The 12,548-nt window shown below is 56.6% G+C and carries 11 protein-coding genes; 6 read left to right on the top strand and 5 right to left on the bottom strand.

The genetic code is table 11. The annotated features are described in order from the left end of the window. The first annotated feature begins 203 nt into the window (after window positions 1-203). The 4 genes from EKN00_RS09305 (at window position 204) to EKN00_RS09290 (ending at window position 3,904) form a co-directional block, all read left to right on the top strand. On the top strand, window positions 204-1,112 hold the full coding sequence (locus EKN00_RS09305; RefSeq protein WP_127849868.1) for a DMT family transporter: 909 nt from the start codon (window positions 204-206) through the stop codon (window positions 1,110-1,112). A gap of 48 nt (window positions 1,113-1,160) precedes the next feature. Next, a complete protein-coding gene (locus tag EKN00_RS09300; RefSeq protein ID WP_127849867.1) occupies window positions 1,161-1,502 on the top strand; it encodes a hypothetical protein in 342 nt (113 codons plus the stop codon). Window positions 1,503-1,712: 210 nt separating this feature from the next. After that, on the top strand, window positions 1,713-3,167 hold the full coding sequence (locus EKN00_RS09295) for an amino acid ABC transporter substrate-binding protein/permease (RefSeq protein WP_127849865.1): 1,455 nt from the start codon (window positions 1,713-1,715) through the stop codon (window positions 3,165-3,167). After that, the gene (locus EKN00_RS09290) at window positions 3,164-3,904 is read left to right on the top strand and encodes an amino acid ABC transporter ATP-binding protein (RefSeq protein WP_127849874.1); all 741 of its coding nucleotides are present in this window, start codon (window positions 3,164-3,166) and stop codon (window positions 3,902-3,904) included. Before EKN00_RS09295 ends, EKN00_RS09290 begins: the two co-directional genes overlap by 4 nt. Before the next feature lie 879 nt (window positions 3,905-4,783). Here EKN00_RS09290 and EKN00_RS09285 read toward each other — a convergent pair. After that, entirely contained in the window at window positions 4,784-5,890 is a 1,107-nt protein-coding gene (locus tag EKN00_RS09285) for a GGDEF domain-containing protein (RefSeq protein ID WP_127849863.1), read from the bottom strand. Between the two features lie 227 nt (window positions 5,891-6,117). On the opposite strand from EKN00_RS09285, the gene EKN00_RS09280 reads away from it, so the two are divergent. Then, complete coding sequence (locus EKN00_RS09280; RefSeq protein WP_127849861.1) at window positions 6,118-6,441, top strand: PadR family transcriptional regulator; 324 nt, start codon at window positions 6,118-6,120, stop codon at window positions 6,439-6,441. Then, window positions 6,441-6,806, top strand: a complete 366-nt coding sequence (locus EKN00_RS09275; protein WP_127849860.1) for a DUF1048 domain-containing protein — start codon at window positions 6,441-6,443, stop codon at window positions 6,804-6,806. Before EKN00_RS09280 ends, EKN00_RS09275 begins: the two co-directional genes overlap by 1 nt. A gap of 94 nt (window positions 6,807-6,900) precedes the next feature. On the opposite strand, the gene EKN00_RS09270 is transcribed toward EKN00_RS09275, so the two are convergent. From EKN00_RS09270 to EKN00_RS09255, 4 genes are all read right to left on the bottom strand, one after another. Then, window positions 6,901-8,745 carry an ABC transporter ATP-binding protein gene (locus EKN00_RS09270; RefSeq protein ID WP_127849858.1) on the bottom strand — a complete coding sequence of 615 codons (1,845 nt, stop codon included), beginning with the start codon at window positions 8,743-8,745 and terminating at the stop codon, window positions 6,901-6,903. Further along, window positions 8,732-10,579 carry an ABC transporter ATP-binding protein gene (locus EKN00_RS09265; RefSeq protein WP_127849856.1) on the bottom strand — a complete coding sequence of 616 codons (1,848 nt, stop codon included), beginning with the start codon at window positions 10,577-10,579 and terminating at the stop codon, window positions 8,732-8,734. The genes EKN00_RS09270 and EKN00_RS09265 overlap by 14 nt, the downstream gene beginning before the upstream one ends. Before the next feature lie 122 nt (window positions 10,580-10,701). Next, window positions 10,702-11,850: a sensor histidine kinase gene (locus EKN00_RS11115; RefSeq protein WP_421825776.1), complete on the bottom strand. Its 1,149-nt coding sequence runs from the start codon at window positions 11,848-11,850 to the stop codon at window positions 10,702-10,704. Beyond that, the gene (locus EKN00_RS09255; RefSeq protein WP_127849854.1) at window positions 11,840-12,541 is read right to left on the bottom strand and encodes a LytR/AlgR family response regulator transcription factor; all 702 of its coding nucleotides are present in this window, start codon (window positions 12,539-12,541) and stop codon (window positions 11,840-11,842) included. The genes EKN00_RS11115 and EKN00_RS09255 overlap by 11 nt, the downstream gene beginning before the upstream one ends. Window positions 12,542-12,548 lie beyond the last annotated feature (7 nt).

The following is a 12,548-nucleotide window of genomic DNA, read 5'->3' as shown; positions in this document are numbered from 1 at the left end:
CACGCAAGGTCCTAGGCTGGAAGACGCCATCAGAAGTTTACCTGGGTAAAAAGTTGCACTTGAGTTGACAATTCGTCATAGCCAGATGCCCCCCAAAATTCTATACTGGTTACTAGCGGTCAAACATAAACGCAGGCATTCCCGCCTGTTTCACGCAAGCGGCCCGCGCTTTTTTCTGCGGGTTCTGAAAGGATACATACATAATGGCAAAAACTAAATTACGTGCCGCAATCCAGGCCGGCATCGGCACTTGCATGTGGGGTGTTGGCGGCGTTTGCAGCAACATTATCTTCAACCACACGACCGCCACACCGCAATGGCTCAGCGGCATGCGCATGTTCTGGAGCGGCCTGGTGATGCTCATCATCGCCGCCTTATCTCAGCAAAACATCTGGGCCATCTGGCGGGATAAACACTTGCGGGGGCGTCTAGCCGCATTCGGTTTGTTTGGCGTCGCCGCCGCGCAGCTAACCTACCTGCTGGCAATTTACTACGGGAACGCCGCCGTGGCGACCATCTTGCTGGCATTAGTCCCGGCCATGATTACCATCATCGTGTCGGTACGCCAGAAGAGTCTGCCCCGCCCCATCGACACCATTGCCATCATCGCCGCGCTCTGCGGGGTGTTTCTCCTGGTGACAAACGGGAACGTCCACGAACTTGGGGTGCCGCTCCTCGCAATCTTCTGGGGCTTCATGGGTGCCTGCACCGGGGTCGCGTACACAATACTGCCGCGCAAATTGCTGAACCACTACGCGCCAACGGTTGTGGTTGGTTGGGGGCTAATGCTGGGCGGCATCGTCGTCAACTTCCTGCACCCGATGTGGCGGTTGCCCAAGGGCCTCACGCCGGCATTGTGGCTCGCCGTTGCCTTCGTCATTTTCGGGGCAACCCTGCTTGCCTACATTTTGTACGTATCCAGCCTCAAAATCCTCGCGCCCGCGGTTGCCAGCATGATTGGCAATTTTGAGCCGATGACCGCCACCATCCTGTCCGTATTGTTTTTGAACCTAGACTTCCACCCGCTCCAGTTTATCGGTATAATCACGGTGCTGACGGCAGTCTTCGCCATGAGCTGGCAACCAAAGAAACAGCGCCGCCGCCTAAAGTAACTGCAATAACGCGCACGCAGCCATCCCGCTAACAGGTAGGTCAACACCATGGAATTCATTCTGCAAATACTCTTTGAGATTCTGATTGTCGTGGATGATCCGTTTAAACTCGATCACGACGGGGGCTTTCATGCACGCCAAAATATTCTGGGCATTGTCAGCTTCACCTTGAACATCGCCTTTTTTATCGCGTTCGCCGCGCTCTTCTTTGGCCAGATACTAATCACGACCCAGCTGGATGGTACCGGGATAACCGGGGCAGGCTTGCTTATCCTGCTCATCTTTATCGTTATTGCCGTTTACTTTGCGCGCAACATCATCATCTATACCGTCCAGCTCCGGGCAACGCTGCGCGGCGAGCGTGGCCCCGGGCGCCACAGCCGGCACTGATAGTTTAGGTCCCCGGCCGAAGTGATGCGCCATTAGCATACTAATTTCTACGTCTAACTAACATTTAAACCGACAGCTCGTGTGGCAAAAACACATTATTTTTGCCGCACGAGCTGTTGTTTGTTAGATAAGCTGACATAATCCATGGACATTTACCATAACTTTACGCTATCCTTAAACCATTATTTTTTACAGAAAGTGGTGGCACAAATGAAGCGTAGTTGGTTCTGGACCGCCTTAGTTGCAACGTTTATCACTGTGGTAGCATTCCTTGCACCACAGTCGGTGCATGCGGCTGAGAAGACTTACACGATTGGGACGGATGTGACGTTTGCTCCGTTCGAATTTGCGAACAAGGACAATCAGTACGTCGGCATCGACATTGATTTGATGAACGCAATCGCCAAGACAGAAGGGTTTAAGGTCAACATCAAGCCACTCGGGTTTAACGCCGCGGTGCAAGCACTTGAAGCCAAGCAGATTGACGGTGTCATTGCCGGCATGAGCATCACCCCTGAGCGTCAGGCCAAGTTCGCCATGTCCGACCCCTACTACACATCTGGGGTTGTCGGCGCCGCCAAAACTGGCGCACACATTAAGAGCCTGAACGATCTGCGCGGCAAAAAAGTGGCCGTGAAGACCGGGACAGCCTCCGCCGATTACGTTAACTCCATCAAGAAGAAGTACAACCTAACCGTGGTGACGTTCGACGATTCCAACAACGTGTACCAGGACGTCATCACCGGCAACTCCGCCGCTTGTTTTGAGGATCAGCCGGTTATGCAGTACGGGATTGCGACGGGGCTGGCCCTCAAAATTTTCACCAAGCCCGCTGAATCCGGCACGTACGGGATTGCCATCAAAAAGGGTGAGCCCGAACTACTCGCCAAGGTCAACGCCGGCATCAAGAAGCTGAAGGCGAATGGCCAGTACGACAAGATTGTTGCTAAGTACCTCGGCACCGGCAGCAATAAGTCACAGAAGGAAAAGAACGACAGCACCCAAGAAACCGACCACTCCTTCCTGGGCTTACTCAAAACCAACAGCGGAACCCTCATGGGCGGGCTCGGCGAAACGCTGCTGCTGACGGTGGTCGCCATCGTCTGTGCCACCGTGGTGGGGATTCTCATCGGCCTGCTTGGCGTAATTCCGAACAAATTGGCGCAGGGCACCGCCACGACCTTCATCTACATTTTCCGTGGTCTGCCACTCATGGTGCTCGCCCTGCTCATTTACACCGGAATCCCGAGTCTAACGGGCACCAAGATTCCGGCATTCGTCGCCGGCATTGTCACCCTCACGCTGAATGAGGGGGCCTACACCGCCGCGTTCGTTAAGGGCGGGATTGGCTCCGTCGACAAGGGGCAAATGGAAGCAGCACGCTCTCTCGGGCTGCCTTGGAGCAAGGCCATGCGCCGCGTGATTTTGCCCCAGGGGATTAAAATTATGATTCCTTCCTTCATTAACCAATTCATCATCACCCTGAAGGATACCTCCATCCTGTCCGTCATCGGCCTGCTCGAATTAACCCAAACCGGGAAAATCATCATCGCCCGCAACATGGAAGGCTTCAAGATTTGGACCATGGTCGCGCTGATGTACCTCATCATCATCACGTTGCTGACATGGCTATCGAACTGGGTACAAAAGAAGGTGAACGCATAATGACAACGCGAGTAGAAATGAAAAACGTGCACAAGCAGTACGGCAACAACGATGTGATTAAAGGTGTCGACCTGCAGGTGCAAGACAATGAAGTCGTCGTGCTGATTGGCCCGTCTGGTGCCGGGAAAAGCACGGTGTTGCGCATGATCAATGGACTGGAAACCACCACCAGTGGCTCCATCATGATTGACAACGTCGACATCGCAAAACCGGGTGTGAACATCAACGCAATCCGTGAAAAAATCGGGATGGTGTTCCAGCACTTCAACCTTTTCCCGAACATGTCCGTTCGCGACAACATCACCCTCGCCCCGATTGAGCTGGGCGTGATGGACAAGGCAACGGCCAATGCGGAGGCAGACAAGCTGCTCGCCACCGTGGGGCTCAGCGAAAAGGCTGACGAAATGCCAAATTCGTTGTCCGGGGGCCAAAAACAGCGCGTGGCTATTGCGCGCGCCCTGGCCATGAAGCCGGAGATTATGCTGTTCGATGAACCAACCAGCGCGCTGGACCCCGAGATGGTCGGCGACGTGCTCGCCGTTATGCGCAAGCTCGCGCGGCAGGGCATGACCATGGTGATTGTGACGCACGAAATGGGCTTTGCAAAAGAAGTTGCGGACCGCGTCGTCTTCTTCGGCGACGGCCACATCCTCGAGCAGGGCACGCCGGAGCAAATCTTCGACCACCCGAACCACCCACGCCTGCAAACGTTCCTGAACCAGGTTCTGAACGCCTAATACCAAGTGGTATAGGGGCCGCGACTGGGCGGCGCCGGTGCGCGTTCCGTGCGGCTGGGATTTTCCGTGCGGCCGGTTGAAGCCCCAAAAACCGGGTCTTCAACCTAAAAATTCAGCCCCGCCTCACCGTTCTTCGGGTTACGAACTTAATACGTGTTGTTAGGACCTGTTGGGAAGCATTGCTTCTCCAGCGGGTCTTAATTTTTGCCGGCTATGGTGTGGAGAAGCCCGATGCAAAAACCGCACCGGTCTTCTCTCACCATAGCTTTCACAGGAAAATCCCAGCCGCACTACACACGCACCGGCCCCACCCAGTCGCTACAACGTTGGTTAAAGTTCTTGCTCGCGAATTCTGAGTACAATTGAGAAATCCACAACCAAGGTAATTACCTCAAACCTGCTCAGTTCCCCTCCTTAAAGTTGGTGCCTAGTCTGAATCTATGCGCTATCCAGCGGAGCGTTGTGGGGTTTGGCCGGAGGGTCCGGGCTGGGTCTCGGGTGTGCCGCCTAGCCGTGGCAACAAAGAAAAGAGGTGTGACGACCGCGGTTTTTGCGGTTGGCACACCCCTTTTTCTTTGTGGGAAAAATTTAGATTTGCATTGAGGAGCTGTCGGAATGTTGATTACGAGATAGACCGAAAATTTAATCGCTACGTAGCGAACGAGTTAGACTCAGGCTGCGACGATGCAAAGCTAAATTTTTAGTCTGGAGACGGCGTACTTCCGGCTCCAGACGACCGCCACAGCGACCACGGCGAAGCACACCCGAGGCCCAGCCCGGACCCGGAGGCCAAACCCCACAACGCGGAGCGACGCCACTGGTCTACCTCAGCAACCACGCTGTCGCTGCCGGACAACTATAGCGGAATGTGGTTATGCACTAATTGGCCTGGACGACGTGGTTGCGCCCAGACCGTTTCGCCCCGTACAGGTTGTTGTCCGCGCGTTCCATAAACTGGCTGAGTGGTTCATCGTCAGCAGCAATTTTGGTAATCCCAATCGACAGTGTGATCCGCAAGTTGGGATTAATCTTGGTCACGAGCAGGCGCCGCAGCCGAACCGCATACGCATCCATCGCCGCTTTCGCCTCGGAATCCGTCAGGTCGTACATCAGAACGCTGAACTCTTCCCCGCCAGTGCGGTAAACGTTCGTATAGTACGGCATCGCCACGAGGTACGCATCAATATCGCGAACGAACCGCTTGAGCACCTCATTACCAACAAGGTGGCCGTAAGTGTCGTTAATATGTTTGAAGTGGTCAATATCAATTATCGCAAGGTGCAGGTTCTTGTGTTCCGCGTGCATCATGTTCTGGTACGTGTGAAAATCCTTTTTGAACAGGGCCAAACTGCGCGCATCGGTTAGCTCATCGTGATTATTGCTCCGCTTAAGCTGACGGTGACGGCTGCGGCGGTATGCCATGAGCCGGTCGTACAGGTTGGTTGTGCCCATGATGGCCAGAAATATCGCGGTCACGCCAAGCGTGGTTGCGAAATCGTAGCCATAAGCGACCCTCGTCACCTGCCAAAACAAAACACTGGCAGCAACCGTGACGCTTATCAGGCGCTGCAGATGTGCCCGAATCCATTTGCGGTAGTGATTCATCAGCTGCAATACCGCCAGCGCCAAAACCAGTCCCGCCATGGAAACCAAGTTAAATTGCCAATATGGGTAATACGTGATGAAAACACACATGAGCATGCCCGCGTGCACCCGCTCATCATCCATGCGCGTGCTGACATACAGCAGCGACCCAATCCGCAGCGCGTTGGCGGTCCACGTGTACGTGGTCCCCATCAGCCGCAACGTTTTCAAAATCAAAATAATTGCGAGCACGTACACCGCCACCTGAATCGCCGGGCTAATTACTCGTCGCAAAAGGCGCATACTCACTTCCGCACCGAAGTCATCGATACAGTCAATCGTCGCCACCAAACCCATCATGAAGAAAAATAACCAAAAACCCGTATTAAAAACAGTTACCATTGCGTAGCCTTCCACTTTACACTCGAAATCAAATAACCTGTTCCCTAATATACCAAATCAGCAACCACATTTACATAACTTGGAACATTTAAGACCCCGTTTTCTGTAAATATGGCGTTTTATTGTGCCGAACCCCATGATTTTTGGCAAAAGACTTGACCAATTCGCCTACTTAGTTTTACTATGTACCAGTACCTTATAACGCTAAGTAGAGAGGGCGTGTCACTATGAACGGAACGACCGAGATGCTCAAGGGCATTCTTGAGGGCATCATTCTGGAAATCATTAATGAACACGAAACTTACGGCTACGAGATTACGAGTCGTCTGCAGCAAATGGGGTTTGACGACATCGCCCAGGGCACCGTCTACACCGTGCTACTCCGGCTGGAGAAAAAACAGCTAGTGACCGTCAGCAGCAAAAAGTCCACACAGGGACCAATGCGCAAGTTTTACGCTTTGAACGCGGCCGGCCAAGTTGAACTGGCGACGTTCTGGCAACGCTGGCAATTCATTGAAGGTCAGATGAATACTTTGAAGGGAGCAAAATAATGGCTAAACCAACTTGGTTTAAATACCTCACAATTAGTTACATGCGGCAAGTGATTAACGACAAGCAAAAGTACAAGGAACAGATTGGCCGGATGCAGGCACTACCCAAAGACTATCAACGGGCCTACAAGGCGATTCAAAACTACATGTGGAGCAACACTGCCGGTGACGGTATGGACACCATGAGCGCCCTGTATGAGCTCATCGATTTCTTCACGGAGGGCGCCGCAAATGGCATCGCGGTGCAAGATCTCATTGGGTCCGATGTTGCCGGTTTCGTTGACAACATGCTCGCTGAACGCGATGTGCAGACGTGGACAGCCAAAAGCCGCAAACGCCTGAACGAGGCTGTTCACCAGCACTAGCTTCTTCAACGCGGCGCGCACAACTAGCGGCGGCATGCGTTGTTAACCGTCCATGCAAAAAGGCTTGACCACAACCGCGGTCAAGCCTTTTTCCTTACTTTTGATAGTACTGCGCCTGAGCGCTAAACAGTTCCTTGTACAATCCGCCAGCAGCCATCAGAGATTCGTGGTTGCCCATTTCAACGAGCTCACCATCCTTAAACACCGCAATGCGCTGCGCAAAACGTGTGGAACTCATTCGGTGACTGATGTAGATGGCGGTCTTATTCCCAATTAGTTGATCGAACCGCTGGTAAATCGCGTATTCCGACAGCGGGTCCAGCGCTGCGGTTGGTTCGTCGAGAATGACCAGTGGTGCGTCCTTGTACCACGCACGGGCAATGGCCACCTTCTGCGCCTCGCCACCGGACAGCTGCACGCCACTTTCATCCATGTCCGTCCCCACCGGCGTGTCGATGGTGTGCGGCAACTCGCGGACCCGGTCAGCCACATCCGCGACGTCCAGCGCCTGCCACACGCGATCGCGGTCAACCGTACTACTGGCCGCAACGTTTTCGGCAATGGAATAGGCAAACAGCTTGAAGTCCTGGAAGACCACGGCGAGTAGGCCACGGTACTCCGCCTCGTCGTACTTCTGAATGTCGATGTCGTTGAGCGTAATCTGCCCGCTGGTCGGCGTGTACAGCCGCGTCAACAGCTTTACCAGCGTGGTCTTACCCGAGCCGTTGAGCCCGACGATGGCCAGCCGTTCACCCACGTGCAACTCGAGGTGTACGTGGCGCAGCGCCCACTCGTCGCTGCCCGGGTACTTGAAGGAAACGTCGTGGAACTCAAACGCGTAGTCACCGTCGTCGCGTTTCTCCACCGGCAAGTGCGCGTCGCTGGCGTAATCGGGCAGCGCGAGGAACCGGGCGTAGTACTGCAGGTAACCCACCATGTTGTTGTAATCGCTGATGTCCTTCATGAACGCCGTGAAGCTGGTCATGAATTGTTCGAGGTAACCCACCGCCATGATGGCCGTCCCGATGGTTAAAACGCCGGCAAACACCGGCAGGCCCACCAGCACGTACAGCACGCCAGTAATCAGGCTCGCCACGACCCCCGGCCACATGACGTACAGCGTCGAGTGCAGGTCGGCGGTCAGAAAGTTGTCGTCGGCCGCATCGATTTGCCGCCGCTCCTCATCAATGATGCCGCGGCGGGCGTTGTACAGCCGGATCAGCGGGCCGTTTTGCATGTTCTCCACGAGACTCAAGAAGTAACTGTACATCGCGTTGACGTGCTGGCTCATCGCCATCATCGCCTGAATAATCGCATCGCCCTTAGGAATCACGACGACGGACAGCGCAAACGGCACGAGCAGCAGCAATACCAGCACGACTAGGTAGAACGGGGAGTTGACGAACCCGGCAAAGCCAAAGTGGCCGGGCACGTGCACCCGGACCAGCACGGCGAACATGGAGACGGCAAATCCCAGCGCCACCAGCAGCCCAAAGAAGTCGACGAATCCGTGCCGCAGCAGGGTGGTGAGCCCGCCGTTACTCCCAGTCCCCCGCTTGGCCGTCGTGTAGTCGGCCCGCATCTGCGGGTCATCAAGGTTGGCGTAGGAGACCGTCAGCAGCTTTTCGGTCGTCGTGGCGTCCAGCCGGCTGTTGACCAGTTGCTGGTGGTCACTGGTGACTTTTTGCAGCCAAAAGTTGAGGATGGCAATCCCAAAACGCAGGCCGAGGAACCACAGCATCACCGGCAGCAATGCGCGGAGATTCGTCCCGGCCGTCATCCGGTTGAGCAGGATGCCTAGGAAGGCGATGTTGATGTACGGCCCACCCGAACGGCTGACCGCGTAGGCGAACTCCGCCGGCAGCGCCCAGGGGTCCATCTGGTTAATGACCCGCACCACGCGCAGGTAGCGCGTCGGTAATGATTCAGTTTTCGCCATCAGTAAAGGCCTCCTTATCTGCAGCGTAATACTTGGCCTGGACCGCAAACATGTCCGCGTACGGGCCGCCCGCGCGCATCAAGTCGGCGTGGGTCCCACTCTGGACGATGCGCCCGTCCGCCAAGAAAATGATGCGGTCACAAAACCGGGTACTGGCGAGACGGTGACTGATAAACAGCGAACTCTTGCCCCGCGTCAACTGGGCGTACTCGTTGTAGACCTCGTTTTCGGCAATCGGGTCTAGCGCCGCCGTGGGTTCGTCCAATATTAATACCGGCGCGTCCTTGTACAACGCCCGGGCCAACATCAGCCGCTGCGCCTGGCCGCCGGAGAATTCGACCCCGTCGTCCTCGTAGTTCTTGGTCATCGGTGTCTCCAGACCCTGCGGTAGCGCGGCAACCTTAGCGGTGAGCCCCGCCTGGTCGACGGCCGCCTGTACCCGCGCGGTGTCCGGTGTGGCCACCGGCGCCACGTTTTGAGCCACACTCATCGCCAGGATGGTCGTCTCCTGAAACACCGGTGCGAACAAGTCGTAACACTGCTGGCGGCTGAGCGTCTGCGCATCGATGCCGTTGTAGAGAATCTGGCCAGAAGTGGGGTGCATCAGCCCCATCATCAGCTTGGCGATGGTGCTCTTGCCGGCCCCGTTAATCCCGACTAGCGCCAGTTTCTCCCCAGCAGCGAGGGTAAAAGAGATGTCCTTCAGGCTGTCCGCATCGGCGCCCGGGTAACGATAACGCACGTCTTTAAATTCCACCGTCACCGGCAACTGGCCGCTAGCTTGCGGCATCAGCGCGCTGGGCAACTCCACGAGCGCGTCCCGGTGGGCGTTAGTCGCGGCCAAGTCGAACAGTTGGCGCACTTCCAGCAGGTCCCGATTGGCCGTCTGCACCCGCGTCAAGTCGCTGATGAGCTGATCAGTCAGCTGGACGAACTGGTTAATCATCCCGAACAGCAGCGTGAACTGACTCACGCTCACAGTCCGGGCCACCACGCCGGCAAACAGGTACAGGTAGCTGGCCGCGTCCCGGATGATGCCCGCCACCGCCCCGGCGATGTTCGCCCAGAGGAAGCGGTTGCTGTCCCGGCGTTGCCACAGGTCACGCTCACCGAGGAGCTGTTGCAAGTGATCGTGGTACCAACCACGCATGGCATACATGCGGATGTCCTTGCCGTTTTCGACCGCGTACGCATTACGCTCGAGGTAGCGCTGCTTGCGAACGGCCGTGGTGAAGTGTTCATGGCCGTGGCCGTACCACTTGCGGTAACCCGCCATCGCCACGTAGGCAACGCTGGCGGCCAGCACGACGAGTACGAAGATTAACGGCGTAATGGCGGTCAATGTGGCCACAAACACCACGAGGGTGAGCACGTCGCCGATGAGTGCGACCCCGTAAGAAAAGAGGGCCTGCATCCCCGATGAGGTGTTGGCCGTTCCCCGCCCGGCCGCCTGCTCGTACAACTTGTGCACGGTCGGGTCGGTGGCCTGGTCGTAATCGACGCCCAAGATGATATCCTGCAGGTCCACCGCGATGTCGGAGCGCAGGTTGGAGCCCCAGTTGAAGCTATAGACACCGCCGATGGTGCTGAGGATGCCGGCCACGGCCGTGCTGGCGGCGAGGCCAAGGGCAATTAGCATGTAATATTGCAGCCCCGCGTGCGCCCGGCCCACCGCGCCAACCAACAGCGCCGGCAGCAGTACCCCCAGGATCAGCATGGCCATCCGCCCGACAATCTCGGCGATGGCGGAGACCACCAGCCCCCGATGTGTACGCCAAAGTTGCCCTAGAAACCAGCGACAATTATTCCAGAAACCATATTGTTGTTTGTTCATCCGTGCCACCTAGTCTTCGGTAATTTGTTAACCCTACTGTACAAAAAAAGTGCCCGCTTGGGGGCACTACCGCGTGAATGGTCGGTTTTTGCGCGCGAATGGTTGGCCGCAGCCGCACCAGGTCATTTGGCCGGCACCGGCTGGCCGACAATCGGCAACGCAATTTCGGTCACGAACACGTCGTCCGCATACTGGCGGTTAATGACGCCGCCGTACTTGGCTACGAGCCGGTTGATGCGCCGAATGCCGAGGCCGCGCTTGTCGTTCTTGGTCGACGCGTAGTTGATGTCGATGACCTGATCCGCCGGGCGCGTGTTGGTGACCGAGATGTAGAGCTGCTGCTTGAGGATGCTAATGTACACCCGCAGCCGCCGCAGTTCCCCCTCCGGCTGGGCGGTGATGGCTTCAATGGCGTTGTCCAGCAAGTTACCGACAATCACCACCAGGTCCACGTCGTCGATGAGCGGTGTGGTCCCAACTAATACCTTTACGTTAGTCGGAATGTGCTCGTGCTCAGCGAGCGTTAATTTGGCGTTCACGATGGCATCAAGGAGCGTGTTCCCCGAGTGCACGAGCGGGTCAACCTCATCCAGCTTGTCCTCCAGCTGGTTCAGGTAATCCCGGGCTGCTGCCACGTCGCCGCCGCGCAGGTACGCCTTGAGGGCCTGCAGGTGGTCGTGGTAGTCGTGCCGCCAGCCGCGCATCCCCGCGTACAATTCCTGCACTTCCTGACTGTACTGCGCCATCATCTTGTCCAGCCCCGCCGCAAAGACCGCATCCTGATTGTGCAGGAAGGTTTGCGCCAGGTGCAAGATGATAGCGTAGGCCAAGATACCGCCGGACGCGATTGCAGCCGCCTGCCAGCCGGTGCTAACGCTGACCAGCACCAGGGCGCCGATTGCAAATGCCGCCGTGCCGATGCGCACCCACAAGTCGCGCTGACTGTGCCAGATTGCAATTAACGCCAGTAGCAACGTCGCCGCAACGGTCGGCAACACGCTGCCAGTGAAAATTTGGCTAACCAGCGCGATGAGCGCGGCCGCCACACTGACGACCTTCACGAATAGCGCCTGATGTCCGCGCCAGGCGGAAACGATTGTGGCCAGGAGCACCGGCACAATTCCAAGCCACAACTGGTTGCTGACTACTGCGATGACACCAAAAAGAGCGCAGGCAAGGCCGGCAAGCCTCAGTTTAATTGGCGCCGCCGCCAGGGCAAACCACATCGCCCCGGCGACTGCGATTACTAGCAGAGCCATTTTACTCATCATCAGTTAACCCCCGGAATCGCCGCAGGAAAGCCGCCTTGAGCTCTTTTTGCCGTGCACGCGCTAAGGGCAACTCGGAGCCGTCTGCCAGGATTACACTTCTGCCCGTAATGCGGGTCACAAAATCCAGGTTCACCACTACCGCCCGGTGAATTTGGCTAAAATTATCCGGCAACTGGGGCATGAGCTCGGCCAATTGTCCGGACGCGGTCTTAACCCCGTGCTGGGTGTGGTACAGCAAATCGTGGTTAACCACCTCCACTGCCTGCAATTCAAACAATGGCAGCCGTTCGACCCCGTTGTCCGTGGCGAGCAGAATACTGCGGGGCGCTTGGTGCTGGGCGGTCTTCGTTAATATCCGGTCGACCTTGGCGGCAGTCAGCGGCTTCATGATGTAGCCGAGCGCGTTCACGTCGTAGCCATCAAAAACGTAATCGTCGTAGTTGCTCAAGAACACAATGGGCACGGCCACGTCACGCTGGCGCACCTGCCGGGCAAGCGTCATCCCATCGACGCCTGCCCCGAGCCGAATATCGAGCACGAGCAGGTCGACTGGTTCCGCCGCGAAGGTGAACGCCTCCGCACTCGCATAGGTGTGCACCTGCACCGGCCGCTGCGCACTGCTGGCCGCCATGAACAGCGCCGCATTGTCACCCCGCGTGCGCTCATCATCATCAATTATCGCAACCAGCATCCCGTCG

It is taken from the genome of Lacticaseibacillus hulanensis (assembly GCF_004010095.1).
Lineage (GTDB): Bacteria > Bacillota > Bacilli > Lactobacillales > Lactobacillaceae > Lacticaseibacillus > Lacticaseibacillus hulanensis.
This window is presented reverse-complemented; position numbering and strand designations above follow the sequence as displayed.

Coding starts and splice junctions, on each gene's coding strand:
- EKN00_RS09305 (WP_127849868.1), top strand. CDS start 204: ATGGCAAAAACTAAATTACGTGCCGCAATCCAGGCCGGCATCGGCACT.
- EKN00_RS09300 (WP_127849867.1), top strand. CDS start 1,161: ATGGAATTCATTCTGCAAATACTCTTTGAGATTCTGATTGTCGTGGAT.
- EKN00_RS09295 (WP_127849865.1), top strand. CDS start 1,713: ATGAAGCGTAGTTGGTTCTGGACCGCCTTAGTTGCAACGTTTATCACT.
- EKN00_RS09285 (WP_127849863.1), bottom strand. CDS start 5,890: ATGGTAACTGTTTTTAATACGGGTTTTTGGTTATTTTTCTTCATGATG.
- EKN00_RS09280 (WP_127849861.1), top strand. CDS start 6,118: ATGAACGGAACGACCGAGATGCTCAAGGGCATTCTTGAGGGCATCATT.
- EKN00_RS09275 (WP_127849860.1), top strand. CDS start 6,441: ATGGCTAAACCAACTTGGTTTAAATACCTCACAATTAGTTACATGCGG.
- EKN00_RS09270 (WP_127849858.1), bottom strand. CDS start 8,745: ATGGCGAAAACTGAATCATTACCGACGCGCTACCTGCGCGTGGTGCGG.
- EKN00_RS09265 (WP_127849856.1), bottom strand. CDS start 10,579: ATGAACAAACAACAATATGGTTTCTGGAATAATTGTCGCTGGTTTCTA.
- EKN00_RS11115 (WP_421825776.1), bottom strand. CDS start 11,850: ATGATGAGTAAAATGGCTCTGCTAGTAATCGCAGTCGCCGGGGCGATG.
- EKN00_RS09255 (WP_127849854.1), bottom strand. CDS start 12,541: ATGCTGGTTGCGATAATTGATGATGATGAGCGCACGCGGGGTGACAAT.